Genomic DNA, 20,086 nt, shown 5'->3' with positions numbered 1-20,086 from the left:
GACTCGTCGTCCCCTCCGCGGCCGAGCCAAACTGTTTAGGTCCGACTCCATTTGCGCGTCGGACCCATACGCATCGCCAATGGCAACGAACCTGTCGCGGGACGCAGAGGTGGGGGCCTCTCGACCCACAGTCCTCGTTGTGGACGACGACGAGGACCTCGCGGACACGTGTCGATACTGGCTGGAGGACGACGACTACCGCGTCCGGACGGCCTACAGCGGGGAGGACGCACTCGAGGCGGTCGACGACGAGGTCGACCTCGTGCTCCTCGACCGCCGGATGCCCCGCAAGTCCGGCGACGAGACGCTCGACGTCCTCCGCGAGGAGGGCTACGAGTTCCCGGTGGCGATGATGACCGCCGTCGCCCCGGACACCGACATCGTCGACATGCCGTTCGACGAGTACCTCGTGAAGCCGGTCGACCGCGACGACGTGGTCGACACCGCGGACGAGCTGCTCGCGCGCTCGGACTTCTCCGAGGAGGTCCGCGAGTACTTCGCGCTGGAGGCGACCGAAGCCGCGCTGTCGACTCGCGAACGGGAGGCGCTCCGCGACGAGGACCAGCTCGTCGAACTCCAGAGCGAACTGGACGAGTCGTACGAGGCGAACGAGGAGGCGATCGCACAGCGCGAACAGCAGCTCGAGCGACTGACGACCGTCAACCGCGTCATCCGACGCGTGGACCGGGCGCTGGTCGACGCCGACACCCGGGAGGCCATCGACGCCGCGGTCTGCGAGGCCGTCGTCGGGACCGAACCGTACCGCGCCTCGCTGGTCGTGGAGTACACCGACCACAGCCGGGGTGTGAGGCTCCGTGAGGCCGCCGGCCCGGTGGCCGGGGACGCCGACATCGCGGGAGACGAGCTCGCCGGCGGCGTCGAGTCGGCGGTCGACGACGGCGAGCTCAAGCTGCTGCCCGACCCCGACGTGGCTCTGGACGGGTTCGAGGACGGCGTCGTCCTCGTCACGCCGCTGTCCTACCGCGAGAAGTCCTACGGTGCGCTCGTCGTCGGGACGGCGTCGGACCACACCATCAGCGACCACGAGACCGACGTGTTCGCCCAGCTCGGCGCGCGCATCGCCAACGGCATCACGGCCGTCGAGCAGCGCCGCCTCCTGCTCGCGGACACCGTCGCCGAGCTGGAGTTCCGCCACGGCGACCGGTCGGACCCGCTCGTCCGCATCGCGACCGAGACCGGCGGCGAGCTCTCGCTACGTGGCATCGCCTCGAACGACGAGTCCGGGCTGACGTGCTTCGTCGACCTCGTCGGGGGCGACGGCGAGGAGGCCCTCGCCCTCGCGGCCGAACTGGACGCCATCGCGAACGCACGGCTCGTGGCGGGCGGCGACGAATCGCTGCTCGAGCTCTCCGTGACCGAGGCCGCAATCGAGACGCTCTCGGCCGTCGGCGCGACCGTCCGGTCGTTCGACGTGCAGGACGGCGACGGGACCGTCGTCGTCGAGGCCGCGCCCGACGCCGACCTGAAGGCCATCGCGGGCGCCGTCCAGTCGGCGTACGACGACACCGACCTCGTCTCCAAGCGCGAGGTCGAGCGGTCGGTCCAGTCCACGGAGTCGTTCCGGCAGGGCCTCAGCGACCGGCTGACGGACCGCCAGCAGGCCGCGCTGGAGACGGCCTACTCCGCTGGCTACTACGAGTGGCCGCGCGACTCCACCGCCGAGGAGGTCGCCGAGGCGATGGACATCGCCGCGCCGACACTCCACGAGCACCTCCGCGCCGCCGAGCGCAAGCTGCTGGAGTCGTTCGTCGACGAGACGGTCTGAGCACCGCCAGCGCGGCCAGTGTTCCCGGCTCCTGCATCACTCCGGCAGCCCCGTCGCCCACCCGCGGAGTTATTGGTATCGGTGCCGAATGATACCGCATGACGTTCTCCCGGCACGACTCCGGAGTCGTCGCCGACGCCCGCGCGCTCTCCTCGCAGGTCCATCCCGTGTTCATGCTCCCGCCGCTCGCCGCGTCGTGGTTCGGGAGCGTCCTCGCCGGGGAGTTCGACGTGGTCCTCGGCGCGGTTCACATGGTGGCAGTCTTCCTCGCGGTCTACACCGCCCACGTGAAGGACGGCTACGTCGACTTCTACGTGCGCGACGAGGACGACGACCACCCCCTGACCGAGCGCGGCTGTCGAATCGCCCTCGCGCTCTCGACCGCCGGGTTCCTCCTCTGTCTCGGCGCGCTGTGGCTGTCCGTCGACCCCGTCGCTGCGCTCGTCACGCTGCCGTGCTGGCTCATCGCCTACCTCCACGCGCCACAGCTCGACACGAATCCGGTCACCGCGACGACGGGCTACCCCCTGGGCATCGCGGTCGCCATCGTCGGCGGCTACTACGTCCAGACCGCCGGCTTCGCGGCCGTCCCGGTCGCCTTCGCCGTCGTGTTCCTCGTGCTGCTGTCGGGCGTGAAGGTCATCGACGACGCGAAGGACTACGACTACGACCGCTCCATCCGCAAGCGAACCGTCGCCGTCGTCGTGGGACGCGAGCGCGCCCGGACCGTCGCCTTCGGCCTGATGGCGGTCGGGCTCGTCGCCGTGCTCGCCTTCGCCGCCGTCAGCGTGTTCCCGCCGTCGGCCGCGGCCGCCGTCCTCGTGTTCGTCCCGGTCGCAGCGTTCGCCCGCCGCGGCACCGACGAGCTGGCGACGATGCTGCTCGTGCGGGGCTGCTACCTGTTCCTCGCCGTGCTGCTCGTCGCGGTGTACTACCAGCCGCTCTCGTGACCGGCCCCACTGCGGCGGAGCTCGACGCGCTCCCGAACGCAGTCTCAGTCGCTGCGGGTCGTCGACGGGATCTGCCTGCACGGCCGACTACTTCCGGTGGCGCTGCCGGTCGCGGCGCTGCTGGCTCGGTCGGGTCCACGACGCGCGTCGGCCGAGCACCGCTCCGAGGAGGCCGAACACACAGGGGTAGGCGAGCGCGGCGAGCCCGATGGCGAGCAACGGGTTCGGCCGCAGCCGGGCCCCCTCCGGCACGCCAGGGATCGGTCCCGCGGGCTGGATGGACGCGAGCATGAGGAACACCGCCGCGACGAAGCAGTAGCCGAGTGCGACGGCGGCCCCCGCCCGGGGCCACCGCGTGTTCTTCGGCCGGCGCTTTGCCGTCCGGTAGCCCCCGACCACGAGCATCGCGGGCGGGAGGAGACACAGCCCGTACAGCAGCGGGTCCGCGGCCGCGAGCCGGAGTAGCGTGTTCCCTCCGCCCGCGACCACGGAGACCCCCTCGAGGGCGGCCCCCTCGGTCGGGACCAGGTGGGCGTTGTAGTACACCCACGCCGAGACGCGCCAGCGCCCGATGGCCGCGGCCGCGGCCCCTGCCTCGCCGGCGAACCTGGACCCGAGGATGAAGTGGAACAACCCGACGCCGAAGAGGAACGCGACCGCGCCGAACGCACCGCCCCGGACCCAGAGGAACAGCGTCGCCACCGAGTCGACCTCGGTGTCGCGGGTGAGTCGTTCGTCTCGACGTGACATTCACCGTCAGTAGCCCGCGACAGCGCATGAGTGTACTGGGTCAACCGCCGCCTTCGGCTGCGGCGCGCTGACAGCGGTCGAGCCACAGCCGCTCGTAGGCTCCCTCGCTCACGAGCCGGCTGTGGAGGTCCGCGACCGTCGTGATGTCCACGTCACGGCACCACTCCACGCACCGCCCGTACAGCTCTCGCGGGTGGTCGTCGGTGTCGTGGACGACCCGCAGCTCGTCGGCCCCGGCGAGGCTCGTGCCGAACGCCCGGGTGTGGCCGTCGATGAGCGCCCACTCGCCGTCGCGTTCGATAACCGGCAGCGGGTCGTAGTCGGGCTCGTCCGGGTCGAACCACGAGAGTACGCCGTCGAGCTTCCCCCGGTTGAGATAGGGCTGGCTCGGCTGTGGCTCGTCGAGGGGGAGAGGGTCTCGGCCATGTGGGGGGCGTGGTGGGAGCCGGGGAACTGCGATTTGGTGGTCAGTGAACGGGTTGCACGCTGGGAATCGACCGGGGACGCTATCACGTGGGCTGCATCGGCTGCGGGTTCGCCGCAGCCACAGTTTACAGTTGGTGTGAACTTCCGACATGGCACTGCGGATTTCCCGGGTCGAGGGAGCAGGGCTCTCTCACCGGTCGAGTACGCCCGTTCCCACGATGTTAGATCGTCGTCACCTCGACCGTCAGCTCCAGGGTCGTCTCCTGACCACAGTCGAGGAGTACCGAACCGTTCCCATCGGTCACCTCCGCCTCGATATCGAGCTCCGACACGTCGACATCCCCGGAGACGATGGACTCGGGCCAGCGAGCGCGTTCGACGTTCTCCTCGGTCACCGCGACCGACACCGGCTCGCCGTGGGTGACGGAGCCAGACACCGTCGCGTGTTTCGTGAACGTCCCGTCGAAGAACCAGCCACGAGTTCCGCCGTCGGTCGCCTCGACGGTTCCGTCGAACGTGAACGGGTACGACTCGACACGTGGTACCTCGGTGGTTGGCGGAGTCGACGGTGGCAACTCGCTGGTCGGTGGCCTGGACGGCGATGAGTCGATTCCGGAACAGCCGGACAGGAGCAACACCGGCGTCGCTCGGAGCACGTTGCGGCGGGTGGAGGGCATGGTTTCGAATTCCGACCCCGAATCGGAATACTTTGGGCCTGAGAACGGGGGCCTCCCGTCCGACTCTACTTCGCGGTCGAGACGATCTTCACGACATCGCCCTCCGCCAGTTCGTACGAATCGGAGATCTCGCGCGAACTTCGCGCATCGACGGCGTGCAGGTACCCATCCCCGATGTCGGAGTGGACCGCGTACGCGAGGTCGACGGGAGTCGACCCCCGAGGCAGCAGGAAGGCGTCGGGCAGCACGTTCCCCTTCGCGTCGGTCCACTTCGAGGCGTCCTGCACCGGGTAGGCCGTCAGGTGGTCGAGCAGGTCGTAGACGGCGTAGTCGAGCGCGGCCTGCACCCCCGTCCCGCCGTACTCGGCCACGGTGTCGCGCAGCCCGTCGAGCAGCTCGCGCTGGGCGTCGGACACCTCGCCGACGACGCCGAAGGACTCGTCACCGGGGTCGTAGTCGACGGCACCGGCCTCCGCGCCCTTCCGGAGCGCGAGCTCGCCCTGTGCCGTCGCCGGGATGACGGGTTTGTCGAGAGCGAGCAGGCGCTCGACGTTCCCCTCGGACGCGACGTCGGCCTTGTTGGCGACGACGACGATGGGCTTCGTGCGCCGGCGCACGTCGCGGGCGAGCGCCTCGCGGTCCTCGTCGGTCCAGGCCATCGGGTCGTCGGGGTAGTCCAGCCCGCGCAGCACCGCCTGCACGTCCGCCTGGGTCGCGCCGAAGCCGGTGAGCATGTCCGCGAGCGCCTCGTCCATGTCGAACTCCGGCGAGCGGGACTTGCGCTCGACTGACTCCCAGTTGCGGTCGACGATGCCCGCCAGCCAGAGGTCCATCTCCGACTCGATGAAGTCCACGTCGTCGAGGGGGTCGTGGCTGCCCGGCTCGACGGGCTCGCCCTTCTCGTCGGTCGCGCCGGAGGCGTCCACGACGTTGACGATGACGTCCGCGTTCGTCAGCTCGTCGAGGAACTGGTTGCCAAGCCCCTTCCCCTCGTGCGCACCGGGGACGAGGCCGGCCACGTCGAGCAGCTCCACGGGAACGTATCGCTTGCCGTCGTGGCAGTTGTCGTTCCCGCAGCGCTCGTCGCGGTCGAGACACGGACAGTCGGTCCGGACGTGGGTCACGCCCCGGTTCGCGTCGATGGTCGTGAAGGGGTAGTTCGCCACGTCGACCTCCGCCCGCGTCGCCGCCGAGTAGAACGTGGACTTGCCCGCGTTGGGCTTGCCCGCCAGCGCGATAGAGAGCATACCAGGCCGCTACTCGCGCCGCGGGAAACTGCCTTTCGGTCGGCGTCACGGCCTCCCATCAGACCCATGATAGTATGGGTAAAGTTGGCATGGACCGAGAGACTGCCACACGAAGCGGAGACAAGCCGAAACCTCCTAAAGCCCTATCGTGTGAACAGTTACACGTATGAAACGACGCGACCTCCTCGCCGCGACGACGACGACGCTGTCGACCCTGGGCCTCGCCGGCTGTGTCTCCACGCTGGGCACGGGTGGACCCGGCGGCCAGCCGACCGACCCGACAGAGACAGCGACGACACGTACCGACCCCCGCTCCGCGCCGGAACTGAGCATGGCCATCGAGACCGTCGAGGAGACCTGGCGGAAGGCCGTCCACATGGACGGCGACGAGGTCACCTCCGGCGCGACCGCCTCCGTCGAAGTCCGCGTCGACGGCGAGCGCGTCCCCGTCGTCCCCGACGCCACGTCGACCAGTAGCTTCGCCGGCACGGCCAGCCTCGACGAGCGCGATACGTTCACGTACTGGGTCGCCGACGAGGACCAGCTGAACGAGGGCGAGGCCGCCGCCGTCGACTACCCCATCTCCGTCGGGAACAAGGTGTTCTTCGAGGCCGAGGCCGGCCAGACCGTCACCGTCGTCTGGAACGGCGAGTTCGTCGAGCCCGAGGTGCTGCTGGAGACGACCATCGACGAGTAAGCAGTTCGTTCTGGTCATCGACAGGTTTTGTCCCCGTCCCAACCTGCTCTACCAATCCCAGTTGTCGTCGGAGAAACATCTGTTCGAATCCTCGTCTCCTTCGACCAGCAGCGAACCGCCGTCTCGAACTCTCACTTCGACCGCGCTCCCACGAGCTGGTTTGTCGCGAATCGCTACGTTCCCGGCACAGTCGGTGGTAACGGTCGCACGCCCGGTCCTGTCGCTGCCGACCATCGTCACCTCGACCGTCACCTGTGTGTCCGACGATAGCTGCCCCAGCGAGAACACGGTCCCAACTGCGCGCACCTCGGGCGATAGCGTAGGTGGAACGGACAGACGCTGCTGGATAACTGTGTCTTGTCCTATCGTTCCCTCGACACGGAGTCGTCGGCCTTCATCTGTGTGGTTTCGGACTCGTATCATCAACTCACGCTCTTGTTCGCCGTCAGCACCGAGACAGCCGGCGAGTCCGAAGAGCGTCGGAGTACCGAGGCCGACCAGCAGCGACCGTCTGGAGGGCTGCATCGTCGAGAACATCTATCCATCAGCCGATATGTTTTCCGATGGTACTCACCGTCGGAAACCCGAACCGGACTCCCGGTAGCCAGACGTAAACAGAGGAAGAAACGAGCGAGACTGCGACTACTCCACGTCGCGGCGCGCGATGCCCTGCATCGTGATGTTGCCCCGGGCACGCATCGTCCCGTCGACCTCCGCCCCCTTCGAGAGCTCCAGGTCCGAGCAGGAGACGTCGCCGAGGACGAGCGCGCCGGGCGCGATGCGGACCTCGCCCTTGCGGGTGGTCACGTCGCCGTGGACGCGAGTGCCCTCGCCAATGTAGATGTCGTGCTTCGCGCGCAGGCTGCCGAAGATGTTGCAGTCCTGGCCGACCTCGATGGACTCTGCGCGGATGTTGCCGTGGAGCCGGCACTCGTCACCGATGGACGCCGGCGTCGAGACACGCCAGGCGTCGTCGCTCACCGTCGCGCCCCGCGGGATGATGAGCGGCGGCTCCTCGGGGTCTTCCTCGTCCGACAGTTCGTTCACCAGGTTCTGTGCGGCCTCCTCCTCCCCGAGCAGCATCAGCTGCTTGAGGTAGACGAACAGGAAGACGATCGTCGGCATCGGGTTCCGGATGACGATCCAGCCGTTGGCCTCGAAGCCGTCCTCGATGTCCACGTCGTCGCCGACGTCGAGGTCGCCCGAGACCATCAGCTGGCCGCCGATGTGGGTCCGCTCGCCGATGAACGCGTCACGGCCGACGAGGACGTTCCCGGCCACGTCGGACCACATGTCGAGGCGGCAGTCCGCCTCTGCTTCGACGCCACCGCCGATGCGGACCCCCTCGCCCGCGAGGACGTTCCGTCCCCGGATGCCGAACTCGACGGTCGAGCGACCGCCCATGAGCACGTCGCCGTCGGTCACGAGGTCGTGCTCCTCCACCGTCGTCCCGTCGGGAATGGAGAGTTCGTCGAGTGGGTCCGTACTCAGCGACACACAGCCGTATCCGCTCTACGGCCTCTTAAACCCCGTGTCCGCGTCTGACGCCCGTCAGACGCGCTTCTGTGGGTTTTTACCGTCGCGTCACCTCCGTCCGAACATGACAACCCTCTCGTTCGACGACGACGGCTGCGACGTAGTGTACGAAGGCACCGAGTTCCGACTGGAGAGCGCGCTCATCGAGGAGGCAACGGGGAAGGACTACCGCGACGTGACGGACCACGAGGTGCTCCAGATGGTCGAGGAGAGCCCCGACCTGCGTGGGGAGCCACGGCGCGTCGGCGACATCATCTGACCGCTCGCCGCCAGGAGTGGGGCTGTAGTCCAGTGCTACGCCTCGCGAACGATGCTACACTTTTACACGGCTTGAAGAGTAATCACTGTTGGATGCGAAAACAAGAACTCCTCCACGTACACCAGCTGTTGAACCTGGTGCGTCGAGATATGGAGACGGGGGAGTCGGTTCCACCGGACGCGTTCGCGGCCTACGACACCCTCGGTGTCAGCCCGAACGCGTGCAACCGGAACAAACGAGACCACGAAGCCGCCATCCACCGCCTGCTCGCCGGTATCGAGACCGCCATCGAGGCGCGCACCGAAGACGAACCCACCGACCCGCCGCTGGTCCACTAGGCAGGTCTTCTGCGTTCGTCGGACGCGTCCCCGAGAGCCGCGGCTCTCCTCACGTGGCTGGCTCGCCGGTGGCCGTCGTCAAGTGCAACGCCACACAGGCACCGAGACAACACAGCAGGCCGTACGTCGCTGGCGCGGCGAGCGTCAGCACCGGCCGGAGCACGGCCGCGAGCAGGCCCCCGACGGCGGGTACGGCTCCCGCAGCCACGACGAACTCCCCGCCGGCGTACACCGTCGTCGACAGCGCGGCCCCCACGAGGAACAGCTGTCGGACCCGACCCCCCGGGAACGCGTACAGCAGCGCGAACAGCGGGAACAGGAGGAGCCCGACGTACACCTGGTACGACGGAAAGCCGAGGAGCATCGCGACGAGCGTCGCGAACCACGCGGTGAGCCGGCGGTCCGGCGTCGAGACGTCCCGGTAGCAGACCGCGAGCGACGGCAGCAGCACCGCGGCGGCGAAGCCGTATCGGGCCAGGCTACCGCCGCCGACGAGGTGCGAGCCGGCCCGGTGCAGCGTCAGATACGTCTCCGTCGCCCCGAGCCCGCCCGCGAACACCCCGACACCGGCGCGCTCCGAGAGCGCGACCTCGACGTAGGTCAGGACCAGGTCGGGGCCGAACAGCACCGCCCCGAGCAGGTGCAGGCCGAGGCCGACGCCCACCGCCGCAGCGACCCCGCGCCACGCCCGCCGCCGGAGCAGCCACGCGCCGACGACCACGGGAAAGAGCTTCAGGAACGCCGGCAAGGCCAGTGCCGCGCCCGCCAGCTCCTCCCGCTCCCGCTCCAGTGCGACGAAGCCGACCGCCAGCGCCAGGGCGAGGAACACGTTCACCTGCGAGAAGTACAGCGACGCGCCCCGATAGCCCGACACCGTACACGCCGCCGCCAGCAACCCCACGTCCACCCGGGACAGCGCCACGCCACGCTCGCGGAGATAGCGGACGACTACCCTGGCGAGCGCGAGCCCCGCCCCGACGTTCAGCGCCGAGAAGGTCGCCAGCGCGGCCGCTTCCGAGATGACCGCGAACGGGACGAACAGCAGGACCGAGAGGGGCGGATAGAGGAACGTGAACTCGGGGGCGCGGGCCGGCGACACCTCGTACAGCGCTCCGCCCGAGAGCCACGCGTCCGCCGCAACCCGGTACACCGCGAGGTCGAGCCCGAGGTCAGCCGGGCGCTTCAGCCAGAGCGAACCGAGCATGCTGCAGCCGACGACGACCGCCGCGAGCAGTACCAGCCGGGGTGGCGTGCGCCGGTCCATCTCAGTCCCCGCCACCGGGGGCCCCACCGCGCCGGTCGTCGCCCTCGTGGTCGTCCTCCGACCGCCGCTCCCGCGCGGTGTCGAACGACAGCTCGCGCTGCTCCCTGCTCCGGCGCTCCTCCCGTGCGGCGATGGCCTCGGCGTCCGGGTTCACGTCGTCCGTCACCCGCGCCCACGACTCGTGGACCTTCGCGTGACACCACCGGCAGAGGCACACCGTTATCTCGTGGCTCACCTCCCGGCCCGCGTCGGCGTAGGAGAGGTGGTGCTCCTCCAGCAGCGGCCGCTCGTCGGCGTCGAGCTGCATCGGCTTCGCTTCGAGGCCGCAACGAGCACACTCCCGGTCCGTCGCCGTCGCCCTGAAGTGCGGGCAGTCCCCCCAGTCCCAGTCCGGGGCCGCGTCGTCGCTGACGACCGGGCACGCGAACTCGTCGGCGCGGCGCTCCCGGGCGAACTCCGGGTCGTGCTGGGCGTGTTCGAAGGCGTACCGGCAGGTGGCCTCTCCCGTGAGGTGGTCACAGAGCGTGGCGTGCTCGTACGGGTCGTCCACCCCCACGGAGGTCCCCGTCGGCGTCTTCTCCATCGAGAGGGGGTTGGGCGGTGTGGGATTTGAAACGTCGGGTTCGCTCCACCCGAAGCAGCGAATCGAACCGTGAGGGTCCGCTAGTGGTCGGTCCGGCGTGCGACGTACACGCTGCCGCCCTCCTGTACGCGCTGGCGGCTGGTCTCGCCGAGTCGACGGGCGTGACTGGGGTTGCGCCGGATGGTGTCGGAGTCGATGCGGTCGATACCCATCTCGGCGAGCTTCTCGTCCGAGAGCTCGGAGAGGGCCTGTGGCTGCACGTCGGGGGCGTCCAACGTGAACGACATCGTGGTGTGGGTCTTGCCGAAGTTGTCGTAGGTGGTGGGTTCGTTGTCGAGCGTGATGTCCATCGTGGTGCTCTCGTTCATGTCGGCGCGGAACTTGAGATAGGTCGTGGTCTTGCCCTTCCAGGGGCCGCCGGGAAGCGGGGTCTCGTCGCCGTCGTTGTAGTGCCAGCGTCGCGTGATCTCCTCGGTGTTGTCGATGTTCTCGCTGACACCGGAGGCGACGCCGTCCAGATAGTTCCAGGTCGCCTGCCCGGTCCCCACGTAGGGGACGAAGCCGGCGCCGTACTCGACGGTGTCGAAGGCGAAGTCGTCCCAGCCGTAGGAGTCGTCGCCATCGGTGAAGCCCTTGGCACCGTACCAGCCGTCGAGGTTCTTCTGGTCGAGGGAGGTCCCGGAGCCCTCTTCGTACGTACAGACCGTCTCCTGTTCCATGATGTAGTCGATGTAGCCGTCGAGTGGGTGGTCCTCTCGGGCGGTCGTGCTGACGAACGACGAGGTCGTCATCCAGACCACCCAGCTGTCGACGATGGGCTCACCGTCTCCGTCCTCGGGGACCTGCGGCTCGTACACCTTGGCGACGGACTGGTGCTCGGTGTCGTAGTCGGTGCTGTAGGAGGTCGCGCTGTCGTCGTCGTCGTCGAACATGGGGTAGTCCGGGTACTGCCCCGGACACTCGTAGGGTGAACAGGGCGGGTCGTCGGGGGACGCGCCGGCGGCTGCCGTGCCGCCGGCAAGGAGCGCGAGGCCGCCGGCACCGAGTCGCTTGAGGACTGTACGTCTGCGGGGGGTCGCTGGGTCGGACATTGCATCGAGCGCTACTCGAACCCAACAAAAATAGCTTGTGGAGATTGCTATTAGATATATAGAACTCAGAGCGCTCAGTACCTGTATCCTCAGCCCATTCGACCGACCGGGCGGTCGGGAAAACGGCTAAACCACCTCGACTGCTAAACGATACCATGTACCAATCTACGGCGGACCCCTGGAGCGCGACCGCGCTCGACGTGAAGCGGCGGCTGTCGTCGCTCCGCGAGTCGGGCGAGCCGGGCGCGGTGGCGACGGTGGTCGACGTCGAGGGCTCGGCGTACCGCCGTCCGGGCGCGAAGATGGTACTGACACCCGAGGGCGACCATCTCGGCGGTATCACCGCCGGCTGTCTGGAGGGGCCGGTCGTCGACCTCGCGAACCCCGTCTTCGCGTCGGGCGAGCCCGTCATCGAGACGTTCGACCTGATGGACGACGACGACGAGTGGGGGCTCGGGCTCGGCTGCAACGGCGTCATCGACGTGCTCGTCGAACCGGTCGACGACTCGTGGGACGCGGTGCTCGCGGCGCTCGACACGGGTGACTCGGTCGCGACGGTGACCGCCGTGGACGGCGACGCACCGCTCGGGGCCCGCGCCGTCGTCGAGACGGACGGAACGGTCGCCACGCCGTCGGACCGGGCGGGGCTGCCCGACGGCGTCGTCGAGGCGATCCGCGACGAGGCGGTCGACTGCGCCGAGACGGGCACCTGGGTCGCCCGGACCGTCTCGGCCGAGGCCGGCGACGTGACGGTGTTCGTCGACGGCGTCGAGCCGGCTCCGGAGATGCTCGTCTTCGGCGGCCAGCCCGACACCGGGCCGGTCTCGAACCTCGCACGGCACGTCGGCTTCGCGGTGACCGTGGCGACCGCCCGCGGCGGCCACGCCGACCCGGAGCGGTTCCCGGCCGCCGACGAGGTGCTGTCGCTGCGGCCCGCGAACCTCGGCGAGCACGCCGACGAGCGGACCGCGGTCGTGCTGATGAGCCACAACAAGCTCGACGACGAGCTCGCGCTCGCGTCGGTGCTGGAGAGCGACGCACCCTACGTCGGCCTGATGGGCCCCCGGGAACGGTTCGAACAGATCCGCGAGGAGCTCGCCGCCGACGGCGTCGAGTTCACCGAGGCGCAGCTCGCCCGCGTCGCCACGCCGGTCGGCCTCGACATCGGCGGCGGGGAGCCGGTCCAGATCGCCCTCAGCATCGTCAGCGAGGCGCTCGCCGTGCTGAACGGGCGTGAGGGCGGTCGGCTCCGCGACCGCGAGGGCGCCATCCACGGCGAGCGGGAGATCATCGTCGACGACTGAACTATCGGATCTGGTACGTAAATCCACGCCCGGAACCACCGACGTCGGTGCGGCCGTAACGTGGCACCCATGTCAAACGATTTACCCACACCCGACGGGACGATGCGTGCGGTGCAGATGACCGAGGCCGGCGAGTTCGTCCTCTGCGAGGCAAAGCCCGTGATGGGGCTGCACCGCGACGGCGGCTACGCCGAGTACGCCACCGCCAGGGCCGGGGCGCTCGCCGCCATCCCCGAGGAGGCCGAGACCGCCGTCGAGACGGTCCCCCTCGCCGATGCCGAGGCCGCCTACCGCGCGATGGACGCCGGCGAGGTTCGGTACCGGGCCGTCGTCGTGCCGTAGCGGAGCTACTCCGGACACCGTTCTGCCAGCGCCTGCATGTCGTCCTCGGTGTCGACGTCCAGGTGGATGCCGGGGTCCGCGACCGCCACGCGCTCGACCGGGTAGCTGTCGAACAGCGCCCGGCCGCCACGGTCGCCCGAGACGCTCTGCAGCGTGTCGAAGTGCGCCGCGCCGAACAGTACCGGGTTCCCGCGCCGCCCCTCGGCCGTCGGGACGACGATGTCACTCCCGGTGCCCCGGAAGGCGTCGACGAGCGCAGCCACGGTGCCGGCGTCGACGCAGGGCATGTCCCCCAGCGCGATGACGGCCGCGTCAGCGCCGCGGTCGGCGGCCGCTCGCACACCGCGAGCGACCGTCGTCGCCTGGCCCTCCGCGTAGTCGGGGTTGTGGACCGTCTCGACCCCCTCGGGGAGCGCCGCGGCGACGCGCTCGCGCCGGTCACCGAGCACCGCGACGATGCCGTCGACGTTCGCGTCGAGGAGCGTCCGGGCCGCGTGGTGGACCAGCGGCTCGCCGTCGAGTTCGGCCAGGAGCTTCTGGCCGTCGCCGAAGCGCGAGGCGGTGCCGGCCGCGAGGAGGACGCCGACGACGGAGCGGGGCAGGGTCACGCCGACCTACTCCAGTTCGACGCCGCTGTCGCCGCGGTGGAGGTAGTGCCGGCCGCCGGGCTCGACCTGCAGCTCGTCGTGCTCGACGACGACCTCGCCGCCGACGACGGTGTGGGTCGGCAGGCCGGTCAGCTCCATCCCGTGCATCGTCGAGTAGCGGGGTTCCATCGTGTGGTAGAAGTCGTCGTCGACGACCTTCGACTTCTCCATGTCGACGACCACCATGTCGGCGTCGCTCCCCTCGACGAGCGCGCCCTTCCGGGGGTAGAGGCCCCAGCGCTTGGCGTTGTTCTCGGCACAGATCTCCACGAGGCGCTCCATGCTGATGCGGTTCCTGTTGACGCCCTCGCTCAGCAGCACCGGCAGGAAGTACTCGATGCCGTTGTTGTCGCCGGGGATGGCGTCCCAGATGTCGCCGTGCTTGCCCGTGTCCTTCTCCTTGAACTCTATCTTGTGCGGGCAGTGGTCCGTGCCGAGGTAGTCGACAGTGCCCTCCCGGAGCCCCTGCCAGAGGCGGTCCTTGCTCCACTCGCCACGGAGCGGCGGCGAGATCTTCCCCCAGACGCCCAGCTCCTCCTCGTCCTTCGTGTGGGTGAGGAAGGCCGGCAGCGTCTCCGCGTGGAGGTTCACGCCCCGCTCCTGGAAGCACTTGCAGATGTCGACGCCCTCCCCCGTAGACATGTGGACGATGTACGCCCGGGAATCGGTCAGCTCGGTCATGTGGCCGATCTGCTCGATCTGCATGAACTCACAGATGTTCGGGGCGGACTCCGACCACGCCCCGAGGTCGTTGCGGCCCTCCTCCTGCAGCTCCTGGCGGCGCTCGTAGGCGATGTCCTCGTTCTCGGCGTGGAACATCACGACGCCGCCCGGGATGTCGGCGACCTGCGACAGCAGGTCGTACACCCGGCCCGCGTGGGAGTGCTCGATGCCCAGCTCCGGCGCGGCGTGCTTGTACCAGTTGAAGAAAATCTTGAACGACCGGACGCCTTCCTCTGCGAGCCCGTCTACCTCTTCGAAGTGGTGGTCCTTGTGGATGATGGCGTGGTAGGCGAAGTCGATGTAGGAGTTCTCCTCGCCGGCCCGTCGGAAGAACTCCATGTCCGGCAGGTACGGTTCGGGCTGGAGCAGGAAGTTCACGACCGTCGTCACGCCGCCGTGGACCGCGCCCCGCGTCTCCGTCTCGAAGTCGTGCTCGAGCCCCTCGTGGTACTCGAACTCGTAGCGCGACAGCCCCCAGTGGACGTGCGGGTCGATGAAGCCGGGGACGAGGTAGTTCCCCCCGGCGTCGATGGTCCGGTCCGCGTCGGGCAGCGAGCCGTCGCCGCCGACCGCGGTGATGGTGCCGTCGGTCGACGCCACGCCGCCGTGGATGGTGCCCGACGGCGTGACGACGCGAGCGTCGTGGATGCAGAGGTCTGCTCGTGCCATGGTACCAAGAGACAGTATCGGGGGACTTAGAGCTATCCCAGCGAGGGCAGCGACCCGGGTGTCCTCGCGACGCGCCGACCACCGGACGCGGGCGCCACCTGGGACGCCCGGCGCGGAGCCCACCCCGACAGCGACGTCCTGCTGCCGCCCCTGCGCTCCGGCACCGTGGCCGGCGAGGTCCGGTTCCACCCCGAGACGACGGTGTACGGCGGCGGCTGACCGGCGAGCGCCGGACGGCCGGGACGGCCGCTGGTGGCCCGGAACGGGATGTTTTCACCGCGAACCACGGCAAGGCTTAAGGTCGAATCGCCGAAAGTACGATGGTATCTACCATGGGTATCGAGGACACACCTCACTCGGGGGAGCGTCCGACTCGCGAGATCTCGGTCACCGTCAACGGCGAGGCGGTGACCCGGGAGGTCGAGCCACGCCTGAAGCTCTCCGACTTCCTCAGGAACGAGTGCGACCTTCACGGGGTCCGTGTCGGCTGCGAGCACGGGGTCTGCGGCGCCTGCACCGTCTCGCTCGACGGAGAGACGGTCAAGAGCTGCCTGCTGTACGCGGTCCAGGCCGAGGACCTGGCGGTCGAGACCGTCGAGGGACTGGCCGAGGACGGCAGACTCCACTCCGTCCAGGAGGCGTTCCACGAGGAGCACGCGCTCCAGTGTGGCTTCTGTACGAGCGGCTTCGTCATGGCGACGAAGTCCCTCCTCGAGGAGAACCCGGACCCCGACCGCGAGGCGATCGAGGAGGGGCTCGCGGACAACATCTGCCGTTGCACCGGCTACCAGAACATCTACCGCGCGGTCGACCGCGCCGCCGACAAGCTCGCCGCGGACCTCGAGCCGGCCCGGGACGACGGCGAGGAGGGGGCGTAGATGTCCGAGTCCGAACCGCAGGCCGGCCAGGAGGCCGGGGGCGAGCTCGAGGGCCGGTCGTTCACCGGCCAGAGCGTCCGCCGGTTCGAGGACCGGCGCATCCTCACCGGCGAGGCGGAGTACATCCACGACGTGACGCCGCCGAACTGCCTCGAGATGGCCATCGTCCGGAGCGTCCACGCCCACGCGGAGGTCGTCGACGTGGACACGAGTGCGGCCGAGGACCACCCCGACTGCGAGCTCGTGCTCACCATCGATGACCTGAAGGAGTCGTACAACCCACAGCCCTGCGGGCTGGAGGGGTACGAGGAGTGGTCGCTCGCGGACGGGAAGGCCCGCTTCGTCGGCGAACCAATCGCCGTCGTCGTCGCCGCGGACCGCTACCTCGCCGAGGACATGGCCGACCTGGTCGACGTGACGTACGAGACGCTCGACCCCGTCGTCGACGGGATGGCGGCACGCGAGGCCGACACCCTCGTCCACGAGGACGCCGGGTCGAACGTCGCCGACAACGTGCGTCTCACGTTCGGCGACCCCGACGGTGCGTTCGCGGACGCCGACCGCGTCGTCGAGGGCACGTACGAGTGGGGGCGCGTCTCCGGTGTCCCCCTCGAGACGGCCGGCGTCGTCGCCCAGTACGACGAGGACGGCGACAGTTTCCACATCGACTGCAACATCCAGCTGCACACGCTCGTCGACGACACCGTCTACGAGACGCTCGGCCGGCCGGCCGACCGGGTCGAGCTGAACGTCCCCGCCGACGTGGGCGGGAGCTTCGGGACGAAGATCGCCATCCACCGGTACTGCAACCTCGCGTCGATGGCCGCGGAACAGCTCGGCCGGCCGGTCAAGTTCGTCGAGGACCGCATCGAGAACCTGCAGGGCGGCGACATGCACTGCTCGGAGCGCACCTACGAGATGCGCCTGGCCTGCGACGACGACGGCACCATGCGCGGGCTCGACGTCTGGTTCGTCGACGACTTCGGCGCGTGGCCGCACTACCCCGTCAACCAGGTGCTCAAGCCCCTGTCGGTGCTGACGAACGCCTACGCCATCGACGACGTGGCCTACGAGTACGACCTCGTGCTGACGAACAAGACGGCCCAGACCGCCTACCGCGGCTTCGGCGTCGACCCGCACCAGTACGCGCTGGAGATGCTGGTCGACGACGCCGCACGCGAGCTCGGTATCGACCCGACGGAGTTCCGCCGGCGCAACCTCGTCACGCCCGACCAGCTGCCGTACCGCATTCCCTCGGGCAACATCTACGACTCCGGGGACTACCCCGGCGCGATGGACCGGATGGGCGAGATACTCGACGAGAACGAGCGCTGCGAGGGCGGCCTGCTCGACCCCGAGGTCGTCGAAGAGCGCCGCGAGGAGGGGTTCTACCGTGGCACCCAGACCGCGGTCCTCATCGAGCCGGGCGTCTCGGGCTCGGACTGGACCGACCGCCAGCGCACCGACGACGAGACGCTCGCGAACCGAACCCGCGAGGACGTCGCCGAACTGCCCGAACACCTCCGGGCGGAGGTGAAGCCCGACGGAACGGTGCTGGCCTGGCTCGCCACCGACAGCTCCGGGCAGGGCCACCAGACGCTCGTCGCCCAGCTGCTCGCCGACGAGCTCGGCCTGCTCCCGAGCGACATCGAGGTGGACTACCTCGACAGCGTCGAGGCCCCGACCGAGTACGGCAGCGCGGCCTCGCGCATGGCCGTGATGCTCTCCGGAGCGAGCGTCGGCGTCGGCGAGCGGTTGCGCGAGAACCTCGCCGCGCTCGCCGCCGACCACTGGGGCGTCGAGCGCGAGGCGGTCGACTACCGCGACGGCCGCGTCGAGCTTGGCGGTATCGACGACGCGCTCTCGCTCGCCGACCTCGCGGCGCTGGACGACGAGGGGCGGACCCGCGTCAGCTACGACTACGAGCACCCCGCGACCGACTTCCCGGAGTTCGACGACGCGCTCACGAGCAAGTACCCGGTGTACCCGACCGCGGCGTACGCGGTCAACGCACCGATCGTCGAGGTGGACGTGGAGACGGGCGAGGTCGAAGTGCTGAAGTTCTACACCCTGCGGGACTGCGGGACGATGCTCAACCCGATGATCGTCGAGGGGCAGGCCCACGGCGGCATCGCACAGGGCCTCGGCGCGGCGCTCATGGAGGAGTTCGGCTACGACCAGGACTCCGGCCAGCCCCAGGCCATCACCATGTTCGACTACCTGCTCCCGTCGACGAAGAACATGCCCGACATCGAGATGGAACACACCGTCCACCCGTCGCCGTTCACCGAGACGGGCGCGAAGGGCGTCGGCGAGGGCGGGATGATAGACGCCCCCGCGGCCATCGCCTGCTCCATCAACGACGCACTCGAACCGCTGGGCGTGACCGCCGACCGCCTGCCGTTCACCGCGCACCGGGCGCGCAAGCGGCTCCGCGAGGCCGAGGAGTAGGACCGGTCGGAACGCGCTTATCGCGGCGACAGTACCCGAGCGACGAGAGCCGGGCTGAGCAGCGAGGTCGGCGGCTCCTCCATCGTCACGACCCGGCCGTAGGCGTCGGCGACGGTGGCGTCGTCCTGTGCGGTCCGGACCAGCCGGGCGAGGTAGCGCGTGAACGCCGCTTCGACCACTGACTGCGAGCCCGCCGTCGCCGCGTAGCCGAGGTCCGAGCCGACCGCCATCGACCACGCCACGTCGACGACCTCGCTCGCGCGGTCGAAGAAGCGCACCCCCAGCCCGTCGAGGCCACCGTCGGCGAGCGTGTGGTGCAGCACCAGGGCTTCGAGCGACGCCACCGACATCCCCTGGCCGTAGACGGGGTTGAAGCTCGCGACGGCGTCGCCGAGGACGACCAGCCCGTCCGGGAACCGGTCCAACTGCTCGTAGTAGCGCCTCACGTTCGACGGGAACGGGTAGCTCTCGACACCGTCGCCGACCCACTCGCGCTCGTCGAGCAGCCGCGCGAGGTGGTCGACGGGCAGGCTGTCGGCGAACCCGTGCAGTCCCTCGGGCTCCGTCGGGGGGTCGTCGCCGTGGACGCCCTGGAGCGTGACGAGCCAGCGGTCGCCCTCGACGGGGAACGCGCCGCCGCCCCTGGTCCGGGGTGCCGTCGGCGGGACGAAGAAGGCTCGCCGGTCCGCGGACGGTCGGTCGACGACCGCCGTCGAGTACCGGACGTCCACCGTCACCTCCTCCTCGGGCGGGCGCTCGTAGCCGTGCTCGGCCAGCCACGCCGGCGTCCGCGACGTGCGCCCCGTCGCGTCGACGACGAGGTCCGCCGGGAGCGTGCTGGTGCCGTCCGAGCGACCCGACTCGACGACCACGCCGTCGACGGCCGTCCCGGCGTCGGCGAGCTGGTAGTCCACGAACCGGCATTCGGGACGGAGCCGGACACCGTCGACCGCCGCCAGACACCGCCGCGTGACCGCCTCGAACAGCGGCCGGCTCGCCGCGTACATCGGCCGGCGGCGCGGTCCCGGTTCGAGGTAGCCGCCGTCCTCGTAGTGGACCAGGTCGTGCGTCCAGTCGAGCACCAGCCCGCCGTTCGAGAGCAGTTCCTCGGCGAAGGACGGAAATAGGTCCGCCAGCGTCGCCCGCCCGGCCTCGAGCAGCACGTGGGGCTGGTGGCCCTGGGGAACCCCGCGGCGCGGAACCGGGTCGTCCGCGAGCGCGTCGCGGTCGAGCACCGTCACCCGGTCGAACGCGTCGGCGACGGTCCGCGCGGCGACCAGCCCGGCCATGCTCGCGCCGACGACGACGGCGTGGTCGCCCTGTCGGGCCACTGTCGACTCCTCGTAGCGCGGCACGTTCGCCAGCGTCATCCGGTCGAGGTGAGGGCCGCCACCGGATATAGTGTTACGGAACCGCAGCGTCCGGCCAGTTGGGGGGCTTGTGTCGGAGACGGGGGCGCAACCGGGAC

General features: G+C 69.6%; 21 protein-coding genes. 9 read left to right on the top strand and 12 right to left on the bottom strand.

The genetic code is table 11. The annotated features are described in order from the left end of the window. Window positions 1–79 precede the first annotated feature (79 nt). Entirely contained in the window at window positions 80–1,786 is a 1,707-nt protein-coding gene (locus BLT27_RS05865; RefSeq protein ID WP_089732108.1) for a bacterio-opsin activator domain-containing protein, read from the top strand. A gap of 98 nt (window positions 1,787–1,884) precedes the next feature. Next, the gene (locus tag BLT27_RS05860) at window positions 1,885–2,736 is read left to right on the top strand and encodes a UbiA family prenyltransferase (protein ID WP_089732107.1); all 852 of its coding nucleotides are present in this window, start codon (window positions 1,885–1,887) and stop codon (window positions 2,734–2,736) included. An 87-nt stretch (window positions 2,737–2,823) separates the two neighbouring features. On the opposite strand, the gene BLT27_RS05855 is transcribed toward BLT27_RS05860, so the two are convergent. The 4 genes from BLT27_RS05855 to BLT27_RS05840 form a co-directional block, all read right to left on the bottom strand. Continuing rightward, on the bottom strand, window positions 2,824–3,486 hold the full coding sequence (locus tag BLT27_RS05855; RefSeq protein WP_089732106.1) for a DUF7978 family protein: 663 nt from the start codon (window positions 3,484–3,486) through the stop codon (window positions 2,824–2,826). Window positions 3,487–3,526: 40 nt separating this feature from the next. Then, window positions 3,527–4,063: a hypothetical protein gene (locus BLT27_RS05850; protein ID WP_217639099.1), complete on the bottom strand. Its 537-nt coding sequence runs from the start codon at window positions 4,061–4,063 to the stop codon at window positions 3,527–3,529. Between the two features lie 70 nt (window positions 4,064–4,133). Further along, the gene (locus tag BLT27_RS05845; RefSeq protein WP_089732105.1) at window positions 4,134–4,589 is read right to left on the bottom strand and encodes a hypothetical protein; all 456 of its coding nucleotides are present in this window, start codon (window positions 4,587–4,589) and stop codon (window positions 4,134–4,136) included. A gap of 65 nt (window positions 4,590–4,654) precedes the next feature. After that, complete coding sequence (locus tag BLT27_RS05840; RefSeq protein ID WP_089732104.1) at window positions 4,655–5,836, bottom strand: redox-regulated ATPase YchF; 1,182 nt, start codon at window positions 5,834–5,836, stop codon at window positions 4,655–4,657. Window positions 5,837–6,002: 166 nt separating this feature from the next. Between BLT27_RS05840 and BLT27_RS05835 the strand changes: the two genes are divergently transcribed. After that, window positions 6,003–6,533 carry a hypothetical protein gene (locus tag BLT27_RS05835; protein WP_089732103.1) on the top strand — a complete coding sequence of 177 codons (531 nt, stop codon included), beginning with the start codon at window positions 6,003–6,005 and terminating at the stop codon, window positions 6,531–6,533. 48 nt (window positions 6,534–6,581) lie between these two features. Here BLT27_RS05835 and BLT27_RS19040 read toward each other — a convergent pair whose 3' ends face one another. Continuing rightward, the gene (locus tag BLT27_RS19040; RefSeq protein WP_139172262.1) at window positions 6,582–7,058 is read right to left on the bottom strand and encodes a hypothetical protein; all 477 of its coding nucleotides are present in this window, start codon (window positions 7,056–7,058) and stop codon (window positions 6,582–6,584) included. Between the two features lie 117 nt (window positions 7,059–7,175). After that, on the bottom strand, window positions 7,176–8,030 hold the full coding sequence (locus BLT27_RS05830) for a polymer-forming cytoskeletal protein (RefSeq protein ID WP_089732102.1): 855 nt from the start codon (window positions 8,028–8,030) through the stop codon (window positions 7,176–7,178). A 103-nt stretch (window positions 8,031–8,133) separates the two neighbouring features. Between BLT27_RS05830 and BLT27_RS05825 the strand changes: the two genes are divergently transcribed. Beyond that, the gene (locus BLT27_RS05825; protein WP_089732101.1) at window positions 8,134–8,328 is read left to right on the top strand and encodes a DUF5800 family protein; all 195 of its coding nucleotides are present in this window, start codon (window positions 8,134–8,136) and stop codon (window positions 8,326–8,328) included. Window positions 8,329–8,420: 92 nt separating this feature from the next. Continuing rightward, a complete protein-coding gene (locus BLT27_RS05820; RefSeq protein ID WP_089732100.1) occupies window positions 8,421–8,666 on the top strand; it encodes a UPF0058 family protein in 246 nt (81 codons plus the stop codon). 49 nt (window positions 8,667–8,715) lie between these two features. Here BLT27_RS05820 and BLT27_RS05815 read toward each other — a convergent pair whose 3' ends face one another. From BLT27_RS05815 to BLT27_RS05805, 3 genes are all read right to left on the bottom strand, one after another. Then, window positions 8,716–9,930, bottom strand: a complete 1,215-nt coding sequence (locus tag BLT27_RS05815) for a glycosyltransferase family 87 protein (protein WP_089732099.1) — start codon at window positions 9,928–9,930, stop codon at window positions 8,716–8,718. 1 nt (window position 9,931) lies between these two features. Continuing rightward, on the bottom strand, window positions 9,932–10,513 hold the full coding sequence (locus BLT27_RS05810) for a DUF7097 family protein (RefSeq protein ID WP_089732098.1): 582 nt from the start codon (window positions 10,511–10,513) through the stop codon (window positions 9,932–9,934). Between the two features lie 80 nt (window positions 10,514–10,593). Beyond that, window positions 10,594–11,604 (bottom strand): hypothetical protein, encoded by a 1,011-nt coding sequence (locus BLT27_RS05805; protein ID WP_089732097.1) that lies wholly within the window; start codon window positions 11,602–11,604, stop codon window positions 10,594–10,596. A gap of 155 nt (window positions 11,605–11,759) precedes the next feature. Between BLT27_RS05805 and BLT27_RS05800 the strand changes: the two genes are divergently transcribed. Both BLT27_RS05800 and BLT27_RS05795 read left to right on the top strand, forming a co-directional pair. Continuing rightward, complete coding sequence (locus tag BLT27_RS05800; RefSeq protein ID WP_089732096.1) at window positions 11,760–12,908, top strand: XdhC family protein; 1,149 nt, start codon at window positions 11,760–11,762, stop codon at window positions 12,906–12,908. 69 nt (window positions 12,909–12,977) lie between these two features. Beyond that, a complete protein-coding gene (locus BLT27_RS05795) occupies window positions 12,978–13,250 on the top strand; it encodes a hypothetical protein (protein WP_139172261.1) in 273 nt (90 codons plus the stop codon). Between the two features lie 5 nt (window positions 13,251–13,255). Here BLT27_RS05795 and BLT27_RS05790 read toward each other — a convergent pair whose 3' ends face one another. Further along, complete coding sequence (locus tag BLT27_RS05790) at window positions 13,256–13,858, bottom strand: nucleotidyltransferase family protein (protein ID WP_089732094.1); 603 nt, start codon at window positions 13,856–13,858, stop codon at window positions 13,256–13,258. A 6-nt stretch (window positions 13,859–13,864) separates the two neighbouring features. Then, window positions 13,865–15,289: a dihydroorotase gene (locus BLT27_RS05785; protein ID WP_089732093.1), complete on the bottom strand. Its 1,425-nt coding sequence runs from the start codon at window positions 15,287–15,289 to the stop codon at window positions 13,865–13,867. Between the two features lie 332 nt (window positions 15,290–15,621). Here BLT27_RS05785 and BLT27_RS05780 point away from each other — a divergent pair, with 332 nt between their 5' ends. Beyond that, window positions 15,622–16,167 (top strand): (2Fe-2S)-binding protein, encoded by a 546-nt coding sequence (locus BLT27_RS05780; RefSeq protein WP_089732092.1) that lies wholly within the window; start codon window positions 15,622–15,624, stop codon window positions 16,165–16,167. Further along, window positions 16,168–18,618: a xanthine dehydrogenase family protein molybdopterin-binding subunit gene (locus BLT27_RS05775; RefSeq protein WP_089732091.1), complete on the top strand. Its 2,451-nt coding sequence runs from the start codon at window positions 16,168–16,170 to the stop codon at window positions 18,616–18,618. Between the two features lie 17 nt (window positions 18,619–18,635). Here BLT27_RS05775 and BLT27_RS05770 read toward each other — a convergent pair whose 3' ends face one another. Beyond that, a complete protein-coding gene (locus tag BLT27_RS05770; protein WP_089732090.1) occupies window positions 18,636–19,988 on the bottom strand; it encodes an NAD(P)/FAD-dependent oxidoreductase in 1,353 nt (450 codons plus the stop codon). Window positions 19,989–20,086 lie beyond the last annotated feature (98 nt).

Source organism: Haloarchaeobius iranensis (assembly GCF_900103505.1).
In the GTDB taxonomy this organism is placed as follows: domain Archaea; phylum Halobacteriota; class Halobacteria; order Halobacteriales; family Natrialbaceae; genus Haloarchaeobius; species Haloarchaeobius iranensis.
Note: the sequence above shows the minus strand (reverse complement) of the source record. Positions and strands in the feature narration are given on the sequence as shown.